Raw genomic sequence first — 21,451 nt, 5'->3', positions numbered from 1 at the left:
GCAGGAAATGGCAAACAGCAAACGAGATCTGTTCCAGAAGCGCCGCCTGCGCGTCCGGAACAAACTCCGCAAGGTCAACGCAGGTCGCGTTCGCCTTTCGGTTCACCGCTCGAACAAGAACATCTCTGTTCAGCTCATCGACGACGTGGCCGGCAAGACACTGGCTTCCGCTTCGTCGCTTGAGCCGACACTGGGTGTTGTGGGCAAGAACAACGTCGAAGCGGCCACAAAGGTCGGCACAGCGATTGCTGAGCGTGCGAAAGCCGCTGGCGTGACCGAAGCCTACTTTGACCGTGGCGGTTTCTTGTTCCACGGCCGCGTCAAGGCTCTGGCCGACGCTGCCCGCGAAGGCGGTCTGAAAATCTAAGACTTGCAGGAGGCTGCTTTTGCGGCCTCCTCGATGATCCGGGGGGCATGTCCCCACCAAGGATCGAGTGTGATACGGCGCGACTTGCGCCACCAAGATAAAGGGATGCCAAATGGCAGAACGTGAAAACCGCCGGGGCGGTCGCCGTGAGCGCGATGAAGCACCGGAATTCGCAGATCGTCTCGTCGCGATCAACCGAGTGTCCAAGACCGTTAAAGGCGGTAAGCGTTTTGGCTTTGCCGCGCTTGTCGTTGTTGGCGACCAGAAAGGCCGCGTAGGCTTTGGCAAGGGTAAGGCCAAGGAGGTTCCTGAGGCCATCCGTAAGGCGACCGAGCAAGCCAAGCGCCAGATGATCCGCGTTCCGCTGCGCGAAGGCCGTACGCTGCATCACGATATCGAGGGCCGTCACGGCGCTGGTAAAGTGGTCATGCGCACCGCGCCGACCGGTACTGGTATTATCGCCGGTGGTCCGATGCGTGCCGTTTTCGAAATGCTGGGCGTACAGGACGTTGTTGCCAAGTCGATCGGTTCGCAGAACCCATACAACATGATCCGCGCCACGCTGAACGGCCTGAGCAAGGAACAATCGCCGCGCTCGGTAGCGCAGCGTCGTGGTAAGAAAGTGGCCGACATTCTGCCCAAGCGCGAAGACGCGCCGTCAGAATCCACTCAAGTCGCTGAGGAGGCCTGAGACCCATGACAAAGACCATTGTTGTAAAGCAAATCGGCTCGCCGATCCGTCGCCCCGCCAAGCAGCGTGAAACGCTGATCGGTCTGGGTCTGAACAAGATGCACAAGACCCGCGAACTCGAGGATACCCCTTCGGTTCGAGGTATGATCCGCAAGATCCCGCATCTGGTCGAGATCGTAGAAGAGCGCGGCTAAGCCGCCTTTCACCGGAATTAGAAACACCCCCCGGATCGTATCCGGGGGGTGTTTTTTTGTCCTAAGACCACGGCGCCTTTGAGCCTATGGGGCAGAAACGATTTCTGCCCCATAGATATCGCCGATTTATGCAGCTTTTGACCTACGATTGCGGCGGCGTTGGCCGCTCTTTGGCGCGCCGCCCTGCTTTTTGGCCTGTCCACCACCGCCACCCGGTCCACCGCGACGACGACCGCCGCCGGGCCGACCCTTTTTGGGTGCGTCCACCGGATCCCAAGGACGTCCGCTTGCCACCGGAATGTCCCGCTTCATGACTTTTTGGATAGCTTTCAATTCGCCCATTTCGTCCGGTGCACAATACGCGATCGCGGTTCCGTCCCGACCGGCACGGGCCGTCCGTCCAATTCTGTGAACATAGTTGTCCGGCACATTGGGCAGATCGAAGTTGTACACATACCGAACTTCTGGAATGTCGATGCCGCGTGCCGCAACATCCGTAGCAACCAGAACCATCAGTTCTCCGGCACGGAACGCCTTGATTGCGCGATCACGCTGGCCCTGGCTTTTGTTGCCGTGAATGGAAGCCGCTTCGAAACCGGCCGCAACCAAGCCTTTCATCAGCTTTTCTGCGCCGTGTTTGGTGCGGGAAAAGACCAAGGCCTGATCGCTCCGATGTTCGGCCAAATGTTCCTTTAGAAGGCCCGCCTTTTCCGATTGAACTACAAAGTGAAGGAATTGCTCGATCTTGTCGGCCGGTTTGCCTGGAGGCGCGGTTTCGACACGCACAGCATCGGTCAGGTAAGCTTCGGAAAGCTCGGCCATTTGCTTTGGCATGGTGGCCGAGAACAGCATAGTCTGACGTTCTTTGGGCAACAGGGGCGCAATGCGGCGCAGCGCATGGATAAAGCCCAGATCGAGCATCTGGTCAGCTTCGTCGAGAACGAGGAACTTCGCTTTGTCCAAACGGACTGCACGACGATCCAGAAGGTCGATCAAGCGGCCGGGAGTGGCCACCAGAACGTCGGTCCCGCGTTGCAGGCGGTTGATCTGTCCGTTAATGCCTGCACCGCCCACAACAAGGTTGATCCGTAGCGAAGTGCCTTCGGCATAGGCCCGTAGGTTGTCGCGGATTTGTCCGGCCAATTCCCGCGTCGGAGCAAGGACGAGGCCGCGAACCGATTTCGGGTCCGGGCGTCCTTCGAGACGCAACAGCTTGGATACGATGGGCAGGCCAAAGGCTGCCGTCTTGCCTGTCCCGGTCTGGGCGAGGCCCATAACATCGCGGCCTTCCATTGCCAGGGGGATTGCCTTGGCCTGAATGGGGGACGGATCAGAAATGCCCATTTCGGCAAGGTTCTTGAGAATTCGGGCTGGGAGCCCGAGGGTTTCGAAAGTCAAAGTTATTTCCTTTTTGGACGAACCGCTGAGTGCGGACGCCAATCTTCGGTCCGGGCGCATTGCTGCACGCATCACCGCTGGGTTGCCCCAAATCTGACGATAAGAGCCGAATGCCCCTGCCGCCGCGTTGGTGCTTGCCCCCCGCGTGAATTGGGAACCGTGTTTGATCAAAGTCAGGTCGGGCGCTTTTTGATTGCTATCGTTGTGTGCGCGGTGCCCGCTCACGCGGCGGGCTGGACCTTGGGTGGCATATGAAGCGTGCGGCCTTCCAAGTCAACCGTTGTCTGGGGCGGCAGGGATAGGGGCTTGTCGCCTTGGCGATGCTCGGTCACGGTACAAACCCGGAGGACCCATCCATGCCGCTCGATGTTTCGGAGTTTGACCTCAATGCAATCGGTTCGGATTTCATTGCCGACCCGCACCCCTTTTTGCATCAACTCCGATCAGAAAGCCCGATCCACAAAAACCCCGACGGTTCGATCTATCTTACGCGGTATGATGACTGCATGCGCGTGTACCAATCTCGCGATATGCTTTCCGACAAAACCGAGGCTTTTGGCGAGAAATTCGGTGCCTGTCCGCTGCACAGGCATCACACAACGTCGCTGGTTTTCAACGATCCTCCCTATCATACAACTGTGCGAAAATTGATTTCAGGCGCCTTTACACCGCGCAAGCTGGCAGAGTTTGAGCCCCTGATTGGCGGTATCGTCGATGGATTGCTCGACCGTGTCGAAGATATGAGAGAACTGGACCTGATCGACGACTTCGCCAAGGTGCTGCCGACCGAGATCATCAGTTTCATGTTGGGTATCCCCGAACAGTTCCGTGCCAGACTGCGTGGATATTCGCTGGCGATACTGGGGGCGCTCGATCCCAATGTGTCACAACAGCGATTGGCCGAGGGGAACCGGGCGGTTGAAGAATTCAGCGAAATTTTGAATGACCTGATCAACCACCGCAGATCGAATCCTGATGACGCGGCGCAGGGTGAGGTGCTCGATTCTCTGATCTTTGGAGAGCACGCCGGGCACCGCCTCACACAGGAAGAGTTGATCCAAAACTGCATCTTTTTGCTGAATGCAGGCCATGAAACCACAACCAGTCTGGTGGGAAACTCGGTGGGAATCCTGCTGGATAACCCGGATCAGCACCAGCTTTTGTTGCGCGAGCCCAGTCATATCGGAACAGCGGTTGAGGAGTTCCTGCGTGTTGAAAGCCCACTGCAAATTGGCAACCGGCTTGCAGGTGAGGACATTAAGCTATCGGGTGAAGTGATTCCCAAAGGAACCTACATTCATACGTCTATTGCCGGTGCGAACCGGGATCCCGCACAATTTCATGACCCGGATCGTGTTGATATTACGCGCAAACCGAACCGGCATATCGCTTTTATAACTGGGATCCACGTGTGTCTTGGAGCTTCACTGGCGCGGGTCGAAGGGCGGATCGCTCTGGGCCGTTTGGTTCAAAGGTTCCCCAAAATGCAATCCAATGGTCCGCGCCAGCATGTCCCGCTTGCGCGGTTCCGGGGGTTTGCCAGCCTGCCGGTGCGCGTGGCATAGCGTTTCCGAAAAATCGATTATGCCGCTCTTTTGCGGGTCAAGGGTGGCTCCACACGCAATTGGACCACGGTGGATGCGCGGTTCCGCTGCAAGACGGATACCGGGGCTGCACCGCGTTGCCGGCCCAGGAAAATCGCGGTCAAAATGCCCAGATAAAGCACCAGCAGATACGCCGGATAGGCCAGCAGCACGGGATCGAGGCTGCCGACCGAAACAATGGCCATGGCTGACGCAATGACGGACAGGATCCAACAACTTGCGGTCTCCGTCTCAGGCGCCTTGTAGGCTTTTGAGATCGTGACCCAGCCGCCAAGCGCGCTGACTGCGATCGAAATCGCCAAAGCATAGATTGCGGTATGGGTCAGCCACCAAAGGCCAAGACCAACGAGCGCCAGCGCGAGCACCGCACCATCGTAGGATCGGACAAAACTGCCAGTTCCGAAGCGGAAGGACAGGACGAAAACCAGCAAAGTTGCCCCGGCCTGCACACAAACGAACCAAGCCGAGTCACCTGCACCTTCGGCGAGGTTGGACGCTGCGGACAGGCTGGCCAGAACGGACCAGATCAACCAAGCGGAGCGCAGGGGTTTGGTGCGTCCCAAAAGCATGTCGCGAATGTATGGAAGGAATGCACAAACCGCCAAAACAGCAGAAAACACACCCAAGAATTGATAAATGCCGTCGGATGACATGAGCACCAGCCGTGAGAATAGATATATGAAACGTCAGATCGAAAATTGTCGTGTCGGGCGTTGAAATGTCCCAACAACACCTTGCCGCCTGTGGTGCTTTCTGGCGATGGAGGAATTCCTGACTGTCGGGCGCATCTTTTGGGCCAACGCTTCACGCTTGCCAAAGGGTAGGGGTTTCTTTTATACGCGCCCGGTGGCCTGTAGGCCCGATTCACATAAGCAAGAAAAGCCGTGGTTGTCCCATTCGCTTCGGGGGGCACATCCGGCAAGGAGAAGCGATATGAAACTGCATGAACTGCGCGACAATCCTGGCGCAACAAAACGTAAAAAGCGCATTGGCCGTGGCCCGGGTTCGGGCATGGGTAAAATGGGTGGCCGTGGTATCAAAGGTCAGAAGTCCCGTTCGGGTGTAGCCATCAATGGCTACGAAGGCGGCCAGATGCCACTCTACCAGCGTCTGCCAAAGCGCGGCTTCAACAAGCCAAACCGCAAATCTTATGCCGTTATCAACCTGAACATCATTCAGAAGTTCATTGATGCCGGCAAGCTGGACGCAGCCAATGTGAACGAAGATACACTGGTCGAATCCGGTGCTGTTCGCCGCAAGCTGGATGGCGTCCGCGTTCTTGCCAAGGGCGAGATCACCGCAAAAGCCACAATCAACGTAACCGGTGCCTCCAAGGCGGCCGTGGAAGCCGTTGAAAAGGCTGGCGGGTCGCTCACAGTTGCGAGCGCGGCAGAATAACGGGTTGTGAGCGGCCACCGGGCCGCTTACATCATCTACCAGTTTTCCCAAAACGCCGCCTGAGCTGGAAAACGCTCTGGCGGCGTTTATCATAAACAGAGAGATCCGCATGGTATCCGCAGCAGAGCAAATGGCCGCCAACACAAGCTGGGCGGCGCTTGGCAAAGCAACCGACCTGCGCAACCGCATCTTGTTCACGCTCGGGTTGCTCATTGTATACCGGATCGGGACATTCCTGCCCGTTCCCGGCATTGATGGAGCAGCACTGCGTGACTTTGTCGATCAAGCAGGGCAAGGCATTGCGGGCATGGTGTCGATGTTCACCGGTGGCGCGCTGTCGCGGATGGGCATCTTTGCCTTGGGTATCATGCCCTATATTTCGGCCTCGATCATTGTTCAGCTGCTCACCTCGATGGTGCCTGCGCTGGAACAGCTCAAGAAAGAGGGCGAACAGGGCCGCAAGAAGATCAACCAGTACACACGCTACGGCACTGTGCTGCTGGCCACCTTCCAAGCTTACGGGCTTGCTGCCTCGCTTGAAGCGGGCGATCTGGTCACTGATCCCGGTTGGTATTTCCGTGCGTCCTGCGTGATCACGCTGGTGGGCGGTACCATGTTCCTGATGTGGCTGGGTGAGCAGATCACCGCACGCGGCATCGGCAACGGTATCTCACTGATCATCTTTGTCGGCATTATTGCCGAATTGCCCGCCGCGCTGGCGCAGTTCTTTGAATCTGGCCGGACCGGGGCCATCAGCCCTGCGGTGATCGTGGGCGTCATGATAATGGTAGTGGCGGTGATCGCCTTCGTGGTCTTTATGGAAAGGGCCTTGCGAAAAATTACCATTCAATACCCGCGCCGTCAGGTCGGTATGAAGATGACCGAAGCACAGAGCAGCCACCTGCCTGTCAAAGTGAACCCTGCCGGCGTTATCCCGGCCATCTTTGCCAGCTCGCTTTTGTTGCTTCCGGTGACGATCAGCACGTTCTCGGGGTCTGACGCAGGTCCTGTGATGTCGACTATTCTGGCCTACTTCGGCCCGGGTCAGCCACTGTACCTGTTGTTCTTTGCCGCGATGATCATTTTCTTCGCGTACTTCTACACCTTCAACGTCAGCTTTAAGCCGGACGATGTCGCTGAGAACCTCAAGAACCAGAATGGCTTTGTCCCCGGTATTCGCCCAGGCAAGAACACAGCCGAGTATCTGGAATATGTGGTCAACCGCATCCTGGTAATGGGCTCGGGCTATCTGGCGGCCGTCTGTCTTTTGCCGGAAATCCTGCGCAACGAACTCGCGATCCCGTTCTACTTCGGTGGCACTTCGGTTCTGATCGTTGTCAGCGTGACCATGGACACGATCCAGCAAGTGCAAAGCCATCTCTTGGCGCACCAATACGAAGGTCTCATCCAAAAATCGCAGCTGCGCGGTAAAGGTAAGGGACGCAAGAAAAAGGGACCCGCTCGTCGATGAACATTATTCTTCTTGGACCGCCCGGAGCGGGCAAAGGCACACAAGCCGGAATGCTTGTTGAGTCGCGTAACATGGTTCAGCTTTCGACCGGTGACATGCTTCGTGAAGCTCGCACCTCGGGAACCGAAATGGGCAACATTGTGGCCGATGTCATGGATCGCGGCGATCTGGTTACGGACGAAATCGTCATTGGCCTGATCCGGGAAAAGCTTGAAGCCGGCGGCGATCACGGCGGTTTCATCTTTGACGGCTTCCCCCGCACGTTGGCTCAGGCCGATGCGCTGGGTGAATTGCTGGCGGAATTTGGTCAGGGCCTCGATCATGTGATCGAACTTCAGGTCAACGACGAAGTGCTGGTTGAACGCATTCTTGGCCGCGCAGCTGAGGCTGTCGCCGCTGGCGGCACGGCGCGTGCTGACGACAACGAAGAAAGCCTCAAGGTCCGCCTGATGGCTTACTACAAACAGACGTCGCCCCTGATCGGCTACTACCACGCCAAGGGCGATTTGAAGTCGGTTGACGGTCTGGGTGAGATTGAGGCCGTTAAAGCCGACATCGCGGCCATTCTCGGCTAAACCAATCTGACGCTGCGCGCGTGGGCACAAATCCCTTGACAAGGGGTTGACGCGCGCGCGCATCACTCCTACTTACCCGCATCTCTATTAGAGACTCGCATGGCGCGATCTGAGTCGACACTGTCGCGCCGATCACCTGATCAGCTGGGCCCGTGAGCGTTTAAGCCTCGGGCCAATGTTGTGAAAAAAGGGTCTGGTACTACGGACCCGCAACGAAAAGGAAGACAACGTGGCACGTATTGCCGGCGTAAACATCCCGACCCACAAGCGAGTGCCGATCGCACTCACATATATCACAGGCATTGGCCATTCTTCGGCCAAGGCGATCTGCGAAGCCGTAGGCATCGACGCGACCCGCCGCGTGAACGAACTCAGCGATGCAGAAGTTCTGTCCGTGCGTGAGCACATCGACGCGAACTACACCGTCGAAGGCGACCTGCGCCGCGAAGTTCAGATGAACGTAAAGCGCCTGATGGACCTCGGTTCCTACCGTGGCCTGCGTCACCGCCGCAACCTCCCTGTACGCGGTCAGCGTACACACACAAACGCACGTACGCGCAAGGGCCCCGCAAAGCCCATCGCCGGCAAGAAGAAGTAAGGGGAGCGCACAGATATGGCACGTGATACTCGCCGTAGTGGCAAGAAAAAGGTCTCCAAGAACATCGCAGCTGGCGTTGCGCATGTGAACTCGACCTTCAACAACACGAAGATCCTGATCTCTGACGTTCAGGGCAACGCAATCTCCTGGTCCTCCGCTGGCACCATGGGCTTTAAAGGGTCGCGTAAATCGACACCTTACGCTGCCCAGCTGGCCGCAGAAGACGCAGGCAAGAAAGCACAAGAGCACGGTGTAAAGACGCTGGAAGTCGAAGTGCAGGGCCCTGGTTCGGGCCGCGAAAGCGCGCTGCGCGCCTTGGCTGCTGTCGGGTTCAACATCACGTCGATCCGCGACGTGACACCGATCGCGCACAACGGCTGCCGTCCGCCAAAACGCCGCCGGGTTTAATCCGGCAGGAACTACCCTTCGGGGCCGGGCCTTTTGTGCCTGGCCCCGAATACGTCATTTAGAAACCTCGGGCGTCTGCCCTTTTTGGACATGAGGGGCCGGCAGGTATGGAGGGACATATGATCCACAAGAACTGGGCTGAACTGATCAAGCCAACACAGCTTGACGTGAAACCGGGCAACGATCCCGCGCGCAAGGCAACCGTGGTTGCCGAACCGCTTGAGCGTGGCTTTGGTCTGACCATGGGCAACGCGCTGCGCCGTGTTCTGCTGTCGTCGCTTCAGGGCGCGGCCATCACCTCGGTACAGATCGACAACGTTCTGCACGAATTTTCTTCTGTTGCGGGCGTTCGTGAAGATGTCACCGACATCATCCTGAACCTCAAAGGCGTCAGCCTGCGCATGGAAGTCGAAGGCCCAAAGCGGGTTTCGATCAATGCAAAAGGTCCGGGCGTTGTTACGGCCGGTGACATTTCTGAGTCTGCAGGCATCGAAGTCCTGAACCGCGAGCATGTGATTTGCCACCTCGACGAAGGTGCCGAAGTTTACATGGAGCTGACCGTCAACACCGGTAAGGGCTACGTTTCGGCTGACAAAAACAAGCCGGAAGACGCTCCTATCGGTCTTATTCCGATCGACGCGATCTACTCGCCTGTCAAAAAGGTGGCTTACGACGTTCAGCCGACCCGTGAAGGTCAGGTTCTGGACTACGACAAGCTGACCATGAAGATTGAAACAGACGGTTCGGTCACGCCGGATGATGCGATCGCTTTTGCGGCGCGTATTCTGCAGGACCAGTTGTCGATCTTCGTGAACTTCGACGAGCCCGAGCAGGCCGGTCGTCAGGACGACGACGATGGTCTGGAGTTCAACCCGCTTCTGCTCAAGAAAGTGGACGAACTGGAGCTGTCTGTACGTTCGGCGAACTGCCTCAAGAACGACAACATCGTCTACATCGGCGATCTCATCCAGAAGACAGAAGCAGAGATGCTTCGCACGCCGAACTTCGGCCGCAAGTCGCTGAACGAGATCAAGGAAGTTCTGTCCGGCATGGGGCTGCACCTTGGCATGGACGTCGAGGACTGGCCACCGGACAACATCGAAGATCTGGCCAAGAAGCTCGAAGACAGCTTCTGATCCTGACAAATTGAGATTGGGAGGGCCCGCTGCCCCGGCACTGACCGAAGCGGGCCCCACCCGCCCTCCCGTCCCGCTCCGGTCACCACCGGGGCAGCGGGTGACAACCCGGGCAAGAGCCCCAAGGAGAGCCGGTGACACGCATCGCTGGCCAGACAAAGCAAAATCGCCCGTAGAGGGCACATTAGGAGTAAGACAATGCGTCACGCAAAAGGCTATCGCCGCCTCAACCGTACCCATGAGCACCGTAAGGCGCTTTTTTCCAACATGGCTGGCTCGCTGATCGAGCATGAGCAGATCAAGACGACTCTGCCCAAAGCCAAGGAACTCAAGCGCGTCATGGACAAGCTGATCACACTCGGCAAGCGCGGTGATCTGCATGCCCGCCGTCAGGCCGCAGCTCAGCTGAAGCAGGACAAGGACGTTGCAAAACTGTTCGAAATCCTCGGTCCGCGCTACAAAGAGCGTAGCGGTGGTTACACCCGTGTTCTGAAGGCTGGCTTCCGCTACGGCGACATGGCGCCCATGGCCATCATCGAACTGGTTGACCGTGATGTTGACGCCAAAGGCGCGGCAGACAAGGCCCGTTTGGCGGCTGCAGAAGAAGAATAAACACCGCTTTTTCAAGCGATGGATGGGCCCTGCCGACAACGGCAGGGCCTTTTTCTTTGGATGTTGTTCGCCTGGTGGCACCGGGTGTTTGCGTATTTTTAAAAAGAAGAAGCCTCATGTGCCGCTTGCATTGCCTGCCGACGGTGGACATATCCTGCGGGATGGAGGCGGCCATGATCCGAATTCTAAGCATTCTGTTTTTGCTGGCGAGCCCGGTCTATGCCGAGACAAGGGTTCCGCAAAACCAGGCTGAGATATCACTGTCTTTTGCGCCGTTGGTCAAACAGGCGGCGCCTGCAGTTGTGAACATCTATGCTCGGCGTGTCGTCCAGCAATCCCGCAGCCCCTTTGCCGATGATCCGTTTTTTGGAGGGCTGTTTCGCGATCTCAACAACCGTCCGAGGGTTCAGAACTCGCTTGGCTCCGGGGTTATACTTTCGGCCGACGGGATCGCTGTTTCCAACTACCATGTGGTTGGTCAGGCCACCGATATCCGGGTTGTTTTGAATGACCGCCGCGAGTTTGAAGCGCGGGTCCTGCTTTCGGATGAGGAGGTAGACCTTGCGATCCTTCAGTTGCTGGATGCCACGGACATGCCGCACATGGATTTGCGTGACAGCGACACCGTGGAAGTCGGGGAACTGGTTTTGGCGATCGGCAATCCCTTTGGCGTCGGTCAAACGGTTTCAAGCGGCATCGTGTCTGGCCTGGCCCGTACAGGAACGGCCACGGGTAGTGCCCGCGGATATTTCATCCAGACTGATGCTCCTATCAACCCGGGCAATTCCGGTGGTGCGCTGATCGATGTCGCTGGGCGGCTGATTGGCGTGAACACATCGATCCTGACCCGGTCGGGCGGCTCCAATGGAATCGGCTTCGCAATCCCGTCGTCATTGGTTCGGGAATTCGTGTCTCAGGCCCGGGCGGGCCAGTCGCGATTTCAACGCCCTTGGGCCGGTATGACCGGACAACCGGTTGACGCAGATTTGTCGGAAAGCCTTGGGCTGGGATTGCCAGGCGGGGTTGTCGTGGTTCAGATGCATCCCGCCAGCCCATTTGCAACTGCCGGGCTGGAAGCCGGAGATGTAGTTTCGACTGTAGACGGACAACCGGTGAATACGCCCGCCGAGATGCTGTTTCGCATGTCGGTGCGGGGTATCGGAGAGGCAGCTGAAATCACGTTTACGCGCGGGGGTCGCACCCGGAGTGCAGATGTAACCATGATGCGCCCTCCAGCCGATCCGCCCTCTGATCCGGTGACCTCGGATGAGCGGGCCGTTTTGCCCGGATTGACCGTCGCCCGGTTGAACCCGGCAGTGGCGGATGAGTTCGGGCTGCCCTTCGGCGCGACTGGGATCGTTGTCATCGACCCAGGGCCTTATGGGGTGAGGGCCGGGTTGCAGTCTGGTGATATCATTCGGGCTATCAACGGGCTGGCGCCGCGGGCCCCGAGCGACGTGGACCGTATTTTAAAGCGGGCCGCGCCCCGCATTCAGATTGAGGCACAGCGCGGCAATCGCCGGATTGCGCTGCGGTTCAGGGTGTAGCGGTGGCTGATCTCTTTGATACCGGGGCAACGCCCAAAACCGAGGGGCCAAGGCCGCTTGCTGATCGACTCAGGCCGCAAACTCTGTCCGAGGTTATCGGGCAGGAGCAGGTGCTGGGCCCCGATGCGCCGCTTGGTGTTATGTTGGAAAGCGGTTCTCTGGGCTCGATTGTGTTCTGGGGGCCGCCGGGTGTAGGCAAGACGACCATAGCCCGTTTACTTGCGGATGCGACAGATCGGCATTTTGTGCAGGTTAGCGCAATTTTCACTGGGGTTCCGGACCTGCGCAAAGTGTTTGATGCGGCCAAACACCGGCATGCCAACGGTCAGGGCACGTTGCTGTTTGTCGACGAAATTCACCGTTTCAACAAAGCGCAGCAGGATGGGTTCCTGCCACATATGGAAGACGGCACGATCCTGCTTGTTGGGGCGACAACTGAAAATCCCAGCTTTGAACTGAATGCCGCTGTGCTGTCGCGGGCGCAGGTACTTGTGCTCGAACGGTTGGCCTTGGCCGATCTGGAACGGCTGGCGCAGCGCGCCGAAAAAGAATTGGACCGAGCATTGCCGCTCGATGGCGAAGCGCGTGAAGCGCTGCTGGAAATGGCCGATGGCGATGGCCGTGCCCTGCTGAACCTGATTGAGCAGGTTATGGCCTGGAGAGTGGACGGCAAGCTGGGGCGTGATGCGCTGAGCGCGCGCCTGATGAAGCGCGCCGCTCAGTACGACAAATCGGGTGATGGCCACTACAATCTGATTTCCGCCCTGCACAAATCGGTGCGTGGGTCTGATCCGGATGCAGCGCTGTATTGGTTCGCACGTATGCTGGATGCTGGCGAAGATCCACGCTTTCTTGCGCGACGGATTACACGTATGGCAGTCGAGGACATCGGCCTTGCAGATCCTCAGGCGCAAAATGTGTGCCTGCAAAGCTGGCAGACCTACGAACGGCTCGGCAGTCCCGAGGGCGAACTGGCCCTTGCGCAGGCCTTAGTCTACGTCGCGCTCGCTCCGAAATCGAACGCGGTCTACGTGGCCTACAAGGGTGCCAGAAGCGCGGCCAAAAACACCGGCAGCCTGATGCCGCCAAAGCATATCCTCAATGCGCCAACGTCTCTGATGAAAGATCAGGGCTACGGTGATGGTTATGCTTATGACCACGATGCGCCGGATGGCTTTTCCGGACAGGACTATTTTCCCGACGATATGGACCGCACAGAATTCTATGATCCGGTCGAACGTGGCTTTGAGCGAGAATTGCGCAAACGCGTGGACTATTTCGCACGTTTGCGCCGCGACCGCGGCCCTAGGTAACCCGTAGCCAAGTGCCCATGCCGGATGCATGATGGCCGAGTATATGACAATGAAAAAGCCAGTCGCCCGGGTTGTGGGCGTTGAACGCGATTTCGCGGGTTTCGCCACGCTGCATCAGGAGCGTGTCGCGCAATGGCCCGAGGCTGCCATCTGCCAGTACCTCTGAGAAATGCATCCCGTGAAGGTGCATGGCATGCGCAAAGGCCGTGTCGTTCGCCAAACCGATCCGAACGCTTTCGCCTTGGGCGACGTCGATCAGCGGCGTGTCTCGTCCGTAGGCTTTCATGTCACCGACGGTGCCGTTGAAGGCCCAGAACTTCCCGCGTTGGGCGAGATCACGAATATCCAACTGGGTGCCATTGAGCCGTGCTGAACGCATGCCGCCCATCGCGCCACCTTCCATCAGCAGTGTGGCCGTGCGCGCTGATTTAAGATCGATGGGAAAGTCTGGGTTGGCGGGCAACGCGGCGGGGGGCGGCCGCAAAGCCTGTTTCGCGCCTGAAACCGGAAAGCTGGCCATGGCATATCCGCCATCCCGTTCAAAGCTGATCAGGAAGGCTTCAGCCTCGTCTGTGGTCACATCCACGATAAGGTCAGCGCGCTGTGCCGGAGCCAGCGAAAAGGTGTCTTGTATGAGTGCTGGCTCGGACAACGGCATGCCGTCCAACGCGACGAGGTGGCCAGACATTCCGCTGAGACCAAGTTGAAACACGCGTGCATTGGCCGCCGAAATCAACCGGAGCCGCAGTCGCTGGCCACGTTGTACGGCGTACTTGGGTTCCATCTGTCCGTTGACCAGCCAGACATTTCCAAACCGACCCGCATGGCTGTTGTCATGGAAATTGCCAAAGTCATCCGACACCTGCGCGGTTTCGGTCAGGCGGATATCATCCAGCATCAGTGTCAGATCCTGATCGATGTCCGGAGCGCCCTCGGCTTCCTCGACAATCAGCGGGCCGTACAGGCCCCGTTCAACCTGCTGAACGCTTTGAGCATGGCTGTGGTACCAATAGGTGCCGGCATCCGGCAGGGCAAAGTCATAGTCGAACCGGTCGCCCGGAGCGATTGCCTCTTGCGTCAGGCCTGGAACGCCATCCATTGCATTGTCGATCCGAAGACCATGCCAGTGCACCGATGTCGGATCTGGCAGGGCGTTTTCGACGGTGATCGACAAACGATCGCCCTGACGGGCCCGCAGGCTGCGGCCCGGCATCGCGCCATCGAAGACCCAAAGGTCGGTCGGGTCAAAGCGATCTGGTGCAATTTGTTGCGTGCCGGGGGCGGCACGCAGCAGGTTGGAGGCGCTGTGCCCGGCATTGGGAATCGCGATGCAAGCCGCGGCACTTCCCAAAAAGCTACGTCGGTCGATCATGATATCCTCCGCTTCTCTTTGCATGATAGCGTGAGTCGGCCCTTGGAAAAGGCCCCTTGGCTTGACATCGCGCCGCCCCTGCGCGAAGCCCCGCCCCATGACACACACTTTGATCCAGGTCGCTTTGGGCGGCGCAATCGGCGCAGTCTGCCGCTATGGCGTGGGTCTTTGGGCTGTGCGCCTGATGGGAAAGGGATTCCCATGGGGTACACTGGCGGTGAATATCGTGGGGTCTTTTGCGATGGGCGTGTTGATCGTCGCGCTGGCCCATTTTTCGGCAAACCGGTTTGCGCCGTTGCTGATGACTGGCTTTCTTGGCGGCTTTACGACCTTTTCGGCGTTTTCGCTGGATGCCGTCACCCTCTATGAACGCGGCGAAGTTGGCGCTGCGACCCTTTATGTCGTGGCTTCTGTCACATTGTCGCTCGCCGCTCTTGGGGCTGGCCTTTTGATCGCAAGGACACTTTCCGCATGAGCCGAGTACAGACAATCACGATTGGCCCCGGTGACGGGGATCAGCGATTGGATCGCTGGCTGAAACGCCTGTTCCCGCAATTGACCCACGGGCGCATTGAAAAGATGTGCCGCAAGGGTGAGTTGAGAGTGGACGGTGGCCGGGTAAAGGCTTCGACGCGGCTTGAAGTAGGTCAAACCGTCCGCATCCCACCAATTCCAACCGGTGAGGCGCCAAAGCCCAAGCCAGGGATCAAGGTTTCGGCATCGGATGAACGCATGATGCGCGACAGCGTAATCTGGCAGGACGACCACATCATCGCGATCAACAAGCCACCGGGTTTGCCGACGCAGGGTGGTAGCAAACAGGAAAAACACGTGGACGGTCTGTCCGTGGTTTTTCAGGGGGATCTTCCCGATAAGCCGCGATTGGTGCACCGGTTGGACAAGGATACCTCTGGAGTTTTGTTGCTGGCTCGAAGCCGCGAGGCAGCCAAGGGGCTAACCGCTGCAATTCAGCACAAACAAACGCGCAAGATTTACTGGGCATTGGTTGCAGGTGTGCCGACCCCTTATCTGGGCGAAATCCGCTTTGGTCTGGTCAAGGCCGATGGACATGGCCGGGGTGGTGAAGGCGAAAAAATGCACTGCATCCACCCACGAGAGGTCGAAAACACACCGGGTGCCAAGCGTGCGCTGACGCAGTACGCCACGCTCTATCGTGTGGCGAACCGCGCGGCTTGGGTTGCCATGGAGCCGATCACGGGTCGGACCCACCAGCTGCGCGCTCATATGGCTGAAATCGGGCATCCAATTATTGGTGACGGAAAATACGGTGGCTCAGGCCAGGAAAATCTTGGGGATGGCTGGGGCGCCCAGCTGGGCGGTGTTATTTCGAAAAAGCTCCATCTGCATGCGCGCCAGATGGAGTTCCAGCACCCCATGACCAAGCAGATCATCACAGTGACGGCGCCTCTGCCTGAGCATATGGCCAGCAGTTGGGATACTTTGGGCTGGGAAGAAAGTTATGCCTCCGATGATCCCTTTGAGGCGCTGCGATGACTGCGTTGAAGCTGGCGATCTTCGATGTCGATGGGACGTTGGTTGATAGTCAGGCTGACATTCTGGCCTCGATGGACGCCGCCTTTGCGCTCGCGGGGCGCGCCTTGCCCCAGCGCCGAGATATATTGGGTATCGTGGGCCTGTCCTTGCCCCAAGCCATGGCGCGGCTTGCTCCGGATGCTGCACCATCTGATCTGGACGCCATGGTTGAGGCCTACAAAACCCGCTACGCGGATTTGAGAATGGCAAGCGGTTCCAAAAGTGCACCGCTATATCCCGGCATGGGGGCCTTGCTGGATCGTCTTTCCAAACAGGATGACCTTTTAATGGGCGTCGCGACCGGTAAATCCCGGCGCGGACTGAACGCCCTGATCGATAGCCTTGGACTGCGGGGATGCTTTGTCACGACGCAAGTCGCTGATGATCATCCTTCAAAGCCTCACCCCTCAATGGTGCTGACGGCCCTTGCTGAGGCCGGGGTCGACGCGGTTGATGCAGTCATGATTGGCGACACCAGTTTTGATCTGGAAATGGCGGCATCTGCCAAAGTGCGGGCAATCGCCGTCGACTGGGGATACCACCCGATTGAAAGACTACAGGGCGCATCACACATCGTATCAAGCGCCGAATCCCTCGAAAAAACCCTGCTGGATATGTTGGAGCTGACCAGATGAGCGAATGGGCACCAAAACGTTTTTGGAAGTCGACCGAAGTTGCACAAACTGAAGGTGGATATACCGTGACGTTGGATGGCCGGTCTGTGCGAACACCTGCCAAAACCCTTTTGGTGCTTCCAACGCAGACTCTTGCCAATGCGATTGCTGCGGAATGGGATGCACAAGAAGACAAGGTCGATCCCAATACGATGCCTTTCACACGCACCTCCAATTCGGCGCTCGACAAGGTCCGCATCCAGTTTTCCGAGGTGGCCGATATGCTGGCGGACTACGGTGACAGCGATTTGCTGTGTTACCGTGCTGATGGCCCGGCGGAGCTTGTTGAGCGGCAAGCCCGCAAATGGGATCCGGTGCTGGACTGGGCTGCACAAGAATTGGGCGCAAGGTTGGAGTCGCGTCAGGGAATCATGCACGAGCCGCAGGATGCGTCCGCCTTGGCCGAACTGCGGGCCCGCGTGCATTCGCTTAGCGCGTTCCAGCTCGCGGCGTTTCACGATCTGGTATCTTTGCCTGGCTCATTGATTCTCGGATTTGCTACTTCTGAGGGAAAACTGCCTGCCCAAGAAGCTTGGAAGCTGTCGCGACTCGACGAAATTTGGCAGGCGGAGCAGTGGGGCAAGGACGATGAAGCCGAACAAATGGCCAACATCAAACAAGCTGCTTTTGAACACGCGTCGAAGTTCTTTGGAATGGCGGCTTAATTTCTCGGCACTTGGCGCGCTTGACCTAGGGGTAATCAGCGCAAATCGCAAAGATACAACGGGTTCTTCGCTTGACGTTTCCGCAAGAATCCGCCCAAACTTACAGCACTGAGATCGGGGGGGAGCCCCTGCTTTGGTACTATCTGCCCCAAAAGGGGCAACCAAACCGCACAAATGCGGAATAACAGGAAGAGGTAACTTATGAAAAAAACCGTACTTCTGGGCGCGATGACCATTGCCGGCCTGGCAGCAGGCGCTGCATCGGCTGCGACAATGGACGACGTGAAAGCCCGTGGTAAGCTGAACTGTGGCGTTACAACCGGTCTGGTTGGTTTCGCTGCACCGGACGCCAATGGCGAATGGGACGGCTTCGACGTGGGTGTATGCCGTGCCGTAGCCGCTGCGGTTCTGGGTGATCCGTCCGCTGTTGAATTCGTACCTACAACCGGCAAGACACGCTTCACAGCGCTGGCGTCGGGCGAAATCGACATGCTGGCACGTAACACCACATGGACCTTTAGCCGTGACGTTGATCTGAAGTTCGAATTCGTAGGCATCAACTACTACGATGGTCAGGGCTTCATGGTTCCTAAGGAACTGGGCGTTTCTTCGGCCAAGGAACTGGACGGCGCGACCGTCTGCATCCAGACCGGCACAACAACCGAGCTGAACCTGGCGGACTTCTTCCGCGCGAACAACATCAGCTACGAGCCGGTTCCGATCGAAACAAATGCTGAAGCACAGCCGCTGTACCTCGAAGGTGCTTGCGACGTGTACACCACAGACGCGTCCGGTCTTGCCGCGACACGTGCTGCATTCGAGAACCCAGGCGACCACGTTGTTCTGCCTGAAATCATCTCGAAAGAGCCTCTTGGTCCGCTTGTTCGCCACGGCGACAACGAGTGGGGCGACGTCGTTCGCTGGACTCTGAACGCTCTGATCGCAGCAGAAGAGCTGGGTGTGACTTCGGCCAACATCGCAGAGCTCGCAGCTGGCACCAACAACCCAGAGATCAACCGTCTGCTGGGCACAGAAGGCAACCTCGGCGAAATGCTGGGTCTGAATGCTGACTGGGCCAAGATGGCGATCATGGCTGGTGGTAACTACGGCGAACTGTTCGAAACGAACATCGGCGAAAACACACCAATCGGTCTGTCGCGTGGTCTGAACGCACAGTGGACCGATGGCGGCCTGCTCTACAGCCCGCCGTTCCGCTAAATACATCAGAAAGGGCGCGGATTACCGCGCCCTTTCGCTTCTATTGCCTGCTTAGCCAATAAAATGGTTCGCCTGCTGTAAGAACGGGATAACCCGTCATCTCCAGAAGCGGTGAACCCATCAGGGATAATCACATGTCGACCATGACCGACCCACCGTCGGAGTCGTTTCGGCTTTCCCAGCTGATTAACGACACGCGGTACCGTTCCTACACCTTCCAATTCATAGCGCTGATCGCCCTTGTGGCCTTGATCGCCTTTCTGGGTGCGAACCTGATAAGCAACCTGGCCGCCGCCGGTTTGAATATCAGCTACGAATTTCTCGGAGAGCCTGCGGGCTATGACATCAACCAACGTCTGATCGAATACAACAGCCAATCGTCACATTGGCGTGCTGCGGTCGTCGGCGTTCTGAACACATTGCTTGTTGCAGTTGTCGGATGTTTCCTGGCCACTGTGATCGGTGTGGCGGTTGGTGTCCTGCGACTGTCCAACAACTGGCTGATCCGCAAGATCATGGCCGTCTACGTCGAAATCTTCCGCAACGTGCCGGTTTTGATCTGGATCCTGATCATTATGGCCGTGTTCATTGCGATCCTTCCTCAGCCAAGAGATTTCCGCGGAGAAGACGCTGAAGCTTCGATGCTGCTGGGCTCTTTTGCCTTTACCGGACGTGGGTTCTATTTTCCCAAGCCGGTCATGGGGCCGGGTTCTGGCATCGTGGTAGCAGTCTTCCTCGCGTCGATTGCCGGTATCTTCTATTTGCGGAGCTACGCAAAGAAGGCGCTGTTTGATCGTGGTCAGATGATCCCGACGCTCTGGCCTTCGGTTGGTATATTCTTTGTTCCGGTGATTCTGGCATTCTTTGTCATGGGTCAGCCGATCACGCTGGAGTACCCTGAACTCAAGGGCTTTAACTTCAAGGGGGGCATTTTCGCCCGGAACTCTCTGATTGCTCTGACCTTTGCCTTGGCGATCTACACAGCGGCCTTCATCGCAGAAAACGTGCGTGCCGGTATTCTCGCCGTGTCGAAAGGCCAGACCGAAGCGGCCGCTTCGCTAGGTCTTCGCCCGGGCCGGATCATGAACCTTGTGGTTCTGCCTCAGGCGCTACGGGTGATCATCCCGCCGCTGATCTCGCAGTATCTGAACCTGACCAAAAACAGCTCGTTGGCGATTGCCGTGGGTTACATGGATCTGACAGGTACGCTGGGCGGCATCACGCTGAACCAGACAGGCCGTGCGATTGAATGCGTTTTGCTTCTGATGCTGTTCTATCTGACGATCAGCTTGTCGATCTCGGCGATCATGAACGTCTACAACAACGCCGTTAAGCTGAAGGAGCGCTGATATGTCTGATAAACAGCAATCCGTCGCTTTCGTTCGCGAGACAATGTTGCCTGAGCAAGCGCCTCCGGCAACCCAGCGCGGTATCGTCAAATGGCTGCGCGAGAACCTGTTCTCGGGGCCGATCAATTCGATCATGACGCTGATCGCAATCTACTTCATCTACAAGATCGTGTCTGGTGCATGGCCTTGGTTCATGAACGGTGTCTGGACGACATCGTCCCTGGCCGAATGCCGTGAAGTCCTGCAGGGTTCAACGGGTGCGTGCTTCTCGGTTCTGACCGAACGCTGGAACCAGTTGCTCTTTGGCTTCAAGTACCCCGAAGATCAATATTGGCGTTTGCTTCTGGCGATGGTGCTATTGCTTGTTGCAGTTGCGCCTGTGCTCTTTGCCAAGGTTTTCCCACGCAAGATGCTGATCTTTACCGGCCTGTATCCCTTTATCGCTTTCTGGCTGATCTGGGGCGGCACGATCCTGACACCCATCGTGGCTCTGCTTGGCTTTGTTGTGGGCTACCTTGCCTTCAAGAAGTTTGAACATCAGAGCTTTGCCATGGGCATGCTGGCCTTTGTGGTCGGCGCTGCGGTGACGTGGTTCATCGGAGGCTACCTGACCGAAGCGATGTCCGGGTTCATTGCGCTGCAAGAAATCCCAAGCCGGGATCTGGGCGGTTTTGTCCTGAACATCATCCTAGGTACGGTCTGTGTGTCGCTGTCCCTGCCGATCGGTATCTTGCTGGCGCTTGGCCGTCAGTCGTCGATGCCGATTATCAAATGGATCTGCGTTGTCTTCATCGAGTTCATCCGCGGTGTGCCGCTGATCACGCTGCTGTTCGTGGCTAACGTGGTTCTGGCTTACTTCCTGCCACCGGGCACCAACTTTGACCTTGTGCTGCGGGTGATCATCATGATCACGATGTTCAGCTCAGCCTATATTGCCGAGGTGATCCGCGGTGGTCTGGCGGCTTTGCCGCGCGGCCAGTACGAGGCAGCAGACAGTCTGGGCCTGGACTATGCGCAGGCAACGCGCCTGATCATCATGCCGCAAGCGCTCAAGATTTCGATCCCAGGAATCGTGAACGTGGCAGTGGGCCTGTTCAAGGACACCACTCTGGTTTCGGTTATCTCGATGTTTGATCTCGTGGGTATGATCCGCGGACCGATCCTCGCTTCGACCGAATGGAACGGCGTTTACTGGGAACTGTGGGGCTTTGCCGTCCTTCTGTTCTTCGTCGTCTGCTACGGCATTTCTCAATACTCACAGTGGCTCGAGCGTCAGCTTGCCACCGATCATCGATAAGGGAGGGCTA

General features: G+C 57.7%; 23 protein-coding genes. 20 read left to right on the top strand and 3 right to left on the bottom strand.

What is annotated here, in order from left to right:
• Positions 1 to 7: 7 nt before the first annotated feature.
• From rplR to rpmD, 3 genes are all read left to right on the top strand, one after another.
• Positions 8 to 367, top strand: coding sequence for a 50S ribosomal protein L18 (gene rplR / locus PFY00_RS00225; RefSeq protein ID WP_271430506.1), 360 nt, complete (start codon positions 8 to 10; stop codon positions 365 to 367).
• 112 nt (positions 368 to 479) lie between these two features.
• The gene (gene rpsE / locus PFY00_RS00220) at positions 480 to 1,058 is read left to right on the top strand and encodes a 30S ribosomal protein S5 (RefSeq protein ID WP_271430505.1); all 579 of its coding nucleotides are present in this window, start codon (positions 480 to 482) and stop codon (positions 1,056 to 1,058) included.
• 5 nt (positions 1,059 to 1,063) lie between these two features.
• Entirely contained in the window at positions 1,064 to 1,252 is a 189-nt protein-coding gene (rpmD, locus tag PFY00_RS00215; protein ID WP_271430504.1) for a 50S ribosomal protein L30, read from the top strand.
• 126 nt (positions 1,253 to 1,378) lie between these two features.
• Here the strand turns inward: rpmD and PFY00_RS00210 are convergent, their stop codons facing one another.
• The gene (locus PFY00_RS00210; RefSeq protein ID WP_271430503.1) at positions 1,379 to 2,650 is read right to left on the bottom strand and encodes a DEAD/DEAH box helicase; all 1,272 of its coding nucleotides are present in this window, start codon (positions 2,648 to 2,650) and stop codon (positions 1,379 to 1,381) included.
• A gap of 356 nt (positions 2,651 to 3,006) precedes the next feature.
• Here PFY00_RS00210 and PFY00_RS00205 point away from each other — a divergent pair, with 356 nt between their 5' ends.
• Positions 3,007 to 4,215, top strand: a complete 1,209-nt coding sequence (locus tag PFY00_RS00205; protein ID WP_271430502.1) for a cytochrome P450 — start codon at positions 3,007 to 3,009, stop codon at positions 4,213 to 4,215.
• A gap of 17 nt (positions 4,216 to 4,232) precedes the next feature.
• Here the strand turns inward: PFY00_RS00205 and PFY00_RS00200 are convergent, their stop codons facing one another.
• Positions 4,233 to 4,823 carry a hypothetical protein gene (locus PFY00_RS00200; protein ID WP_271430501.1) on the bottom strand — a complete coding sequence of 197 codons (591 nt, stop codon included), beginning with the start codon at positions 4,821 to 4,823 and terminating at the stop codon, positions 4,233 to 4,235.
• Positions 4,824 to 5,187: 364 nt separating this feature from the next.
• Here PFY00_RS00200 and rplO point away from each other — a divergent pair, with 364 nt between their 5' ends.
• The 9 genes from rplO (at position 5,188) to PFY00_RS00155 (ending at position 13,312) form a co-directional block, all read left to right on the top strand.
• On the top strand, positions 5,188 to 5,652 hold the full coding sequence (rplO, locus tag PFY00_RS00195) for a 50S ribosomal protein L15 (protein WP_271430500.1): 465 nt from the start codon (positions 5,188 to 5,190) through the stop codon (positions 5,650 to 5,652).
• Positions 5,653 to 5,761: 109 nt separating this feature from the next.
• Positions 5,762 to 7,123 (top strand): preprotein translocase subunit SecY, encoded by a 1,362-nt coding sequence (gene secY, locus PFY00_RS00190; RefSeq protein ID WP_271430499.1) that lies wholly within the window; start codon positions 5,762 to 5,764, stop codon positions 7,121 to 7,123.
• Positions 7,120 to 7,698, top strand: a complete 579-nt coding sequence (locus PFY00_RS00185; RefSeq protein ID WP_271430498.1) for an adenylate kinase — start codon at positions 7,120 to 7,122, stop codon at positions 7,696 to 7,698. The genes secY and PFY00_RS00185 overlap by 4 nt, the downstream gene beginning before the upstream one ends.
• Positions 7,699 to 7,927: 229 nt before the next feature.
• Positions 7,928 to 8,296 (top strand): 30S ribosomal protein S13, encoded by a 369-nt coding sequence (gene rpsM / locus PFY00_RS00180; protein WP_271430497.1) that lies wholly within the window; start codon positions 7,928 to 7,930, stop codon positions 8,294 to 8,296.
• 15 nt (positions 8,297 to 8,311) lie between these two features.
• Entirely contained in the window at positions 8,312 to 8,704 is a 393-nt protein-coding gene (gene rpsK / locus PFY00_RS00175) for a 30S ribosomal protein S11 (protein WP_271430496.1), read from the top strand.
• A gap of 119 nt (positions 8,705 to 8,823) precedes the next feature.
• Positions 8,824 to 9,840 (top strand): DNA-directed RNA polymerase subunit alpha, encoded by a 1,017-nt coding sequence (locus PFY00_RS00170; protein WP_271430495.1) that lies wholly within the window; start codon positions 8,824 to 8,826, stop codon positions 9,838 to 9,840.
• Positions 9,841 to 10,038: 198 nt separating this feature from the next.
• Positions 10,039 to 10,452, top strand: a complete 414-nt coding sequence (gene rplQ / locus PFY00_RS00165) for a 50S ribosomal protein L17 (protein ID WP_271430494.1) — start codon at positions 10,039 to 10,041, stop codon at positions 10,450 to 10,452.
• Positions 10,453 to 10,625: 173 nt separating this feature from the next.
• Entirely contained in the window at positions 10,626 to 11,999 is a 1,374-nt protein-coding gene (locus PFY00_RS00160) for a trypsin-like peptidase domain-containing protein (RefSeq protein WP_271430493.1), read from the top strand.
• Positions 12,000 to 12,001: 2 nt separating this feature from the next.
• A complete protein-coding gene (locus PFY00_RS00155) occupies positions 12,002 to 13,312 on the top strand; it encodes a replication-associated recombination protein A (RefSeq protein ID WP_271430492.1) in 1,311 nt (436 codons plus the stop codon).
• Here PFY00_RS00155 and PFY00_RS00150 read toward each other — a convergent pair.
• Positions 13,305 to 14,684 (bottom strand): multicopper oxidase family protein, encoded by a 1,380-nt coding sequence (locus tag PFY00_RS00150; RefSeq protein ID WP_333908180.1) that lies wholly within the window; start codon positions 14,682 to 14,684, stop codon positions 13,305 to 13,307. The two genes, PFY00_RS00155 and PFY00_RS00150, sit on opposite strands and share 8 nt — an antisense overlap.
• 97 nt (positions 14,685 to 14,781) lie before the next feature.
• Here PFY00_RS00150 and crcB point away from each other — a divergent pair, with 97 nt between their 5' ends.
• The 7 genes from crcB (at position 14,782) to PFY00_RS00115 (ending at position 21,441) form a co-directional block, all read left to right on the top strand.
• A complete protein-coding gene (crcB, locus tag PFY00_RS00145; RefSeq protein WP_271430491.1) occupies positions 14,782 to 15,159 on the top strand; it encodes a fluoride efflux transporter CrcB in 378 nt (125 codons plus the stop codon).
• A complete protein-coding gene (locus tag PFY00_RS00140) occupies positions 15,156 to 16,199 on the top strand; it encodes an RluA family pseudouridine synthase (protein ID WP_271430490.1) in 1,044 nt (347 codons plus the stop codon). Before crcB ends, PFY00_RS00140 begins: the two co-directional genes overlap by 4 nt.
• Complete coding sequence (locus PFY00_RS00135) at positions 16,196 to 16,873, top strand: HAD-IA family hydrolase (RefSeq protein ID WP_271430489.1); 678 nt, start codon at positions 16,196 to 16,198, stop codon at positions 16,871 to 16,873. Before PFY00_RS00140 ends, PFY00_RS00135 begins: the two co-directional genes overlap by 4 nt.
• Complete coding sequence (locus PFY00_RS00130; RefSeq protein ID WP_271430488.1) at positions 16,870 to 17,577, top strand: ATP12 family chaperone protein; 708 nt, start codon at positions 16,870 to 16,872, stop codon at positions 17,575 to 17,577. Before PFY00_RS00135 ends, PFY00_RS00130 begins: the two co-directional genes overlap by 4 nt.
• A gap of 201 nt (positions 17,578 to 17,778) precedes the next feature.
• Entirely contained in the window at positions 17,779 to 18,795 is a 1,017-nt protein-coding gene (locus tag PFY00_RS00125; protein WP_271430487.1) for an amino acid ABC transporter substrate-binding protein, read from the top strand.
• A 134-nt stretch (positions 18,796 to 18,929) separates the two neighbouring features.
• Positions 18,930 to 20,144: an amino acid ABC transporter permease gene (locus tag PFY00_RS00120; RefSeq protein ID WP_271430486.1), complete on the top strand. Its 1,215-nt coding sequence runs from the start codon at positions 18,930 to 18,932 to the stop codon at positions 20,142 to 20,144.
• Between the two features lies 1 nt (position 20,145).
• Complete coding sequence (locus PFY00_RS00115) at positions 20,146 to 21,441, top strand: amino acid ABC transporter permease (RefSeq protein ID WP_271430485.1); 1,296 nt, start codon at positions 20,146 to 20,148, stop codon at positions 21,439 to 21,441.
• Positions 21,442 to 21,451: the final 10 nt, after the last annotated feature.

The organism is Thalassococcus lentus (assembly GCF_028023555.1).
GTDB classification, from domain to species: domain Bacteria; phylum Pseudomonadota; class Alphaproteobacteria; order Rhodobacterales; family Rhodobacteraceae; genus Thalassococcus_A; species Thalassococcus_A lentus.
This window is presented reverse-complemented; position numbering and strand designations above follow the sequence as displayed.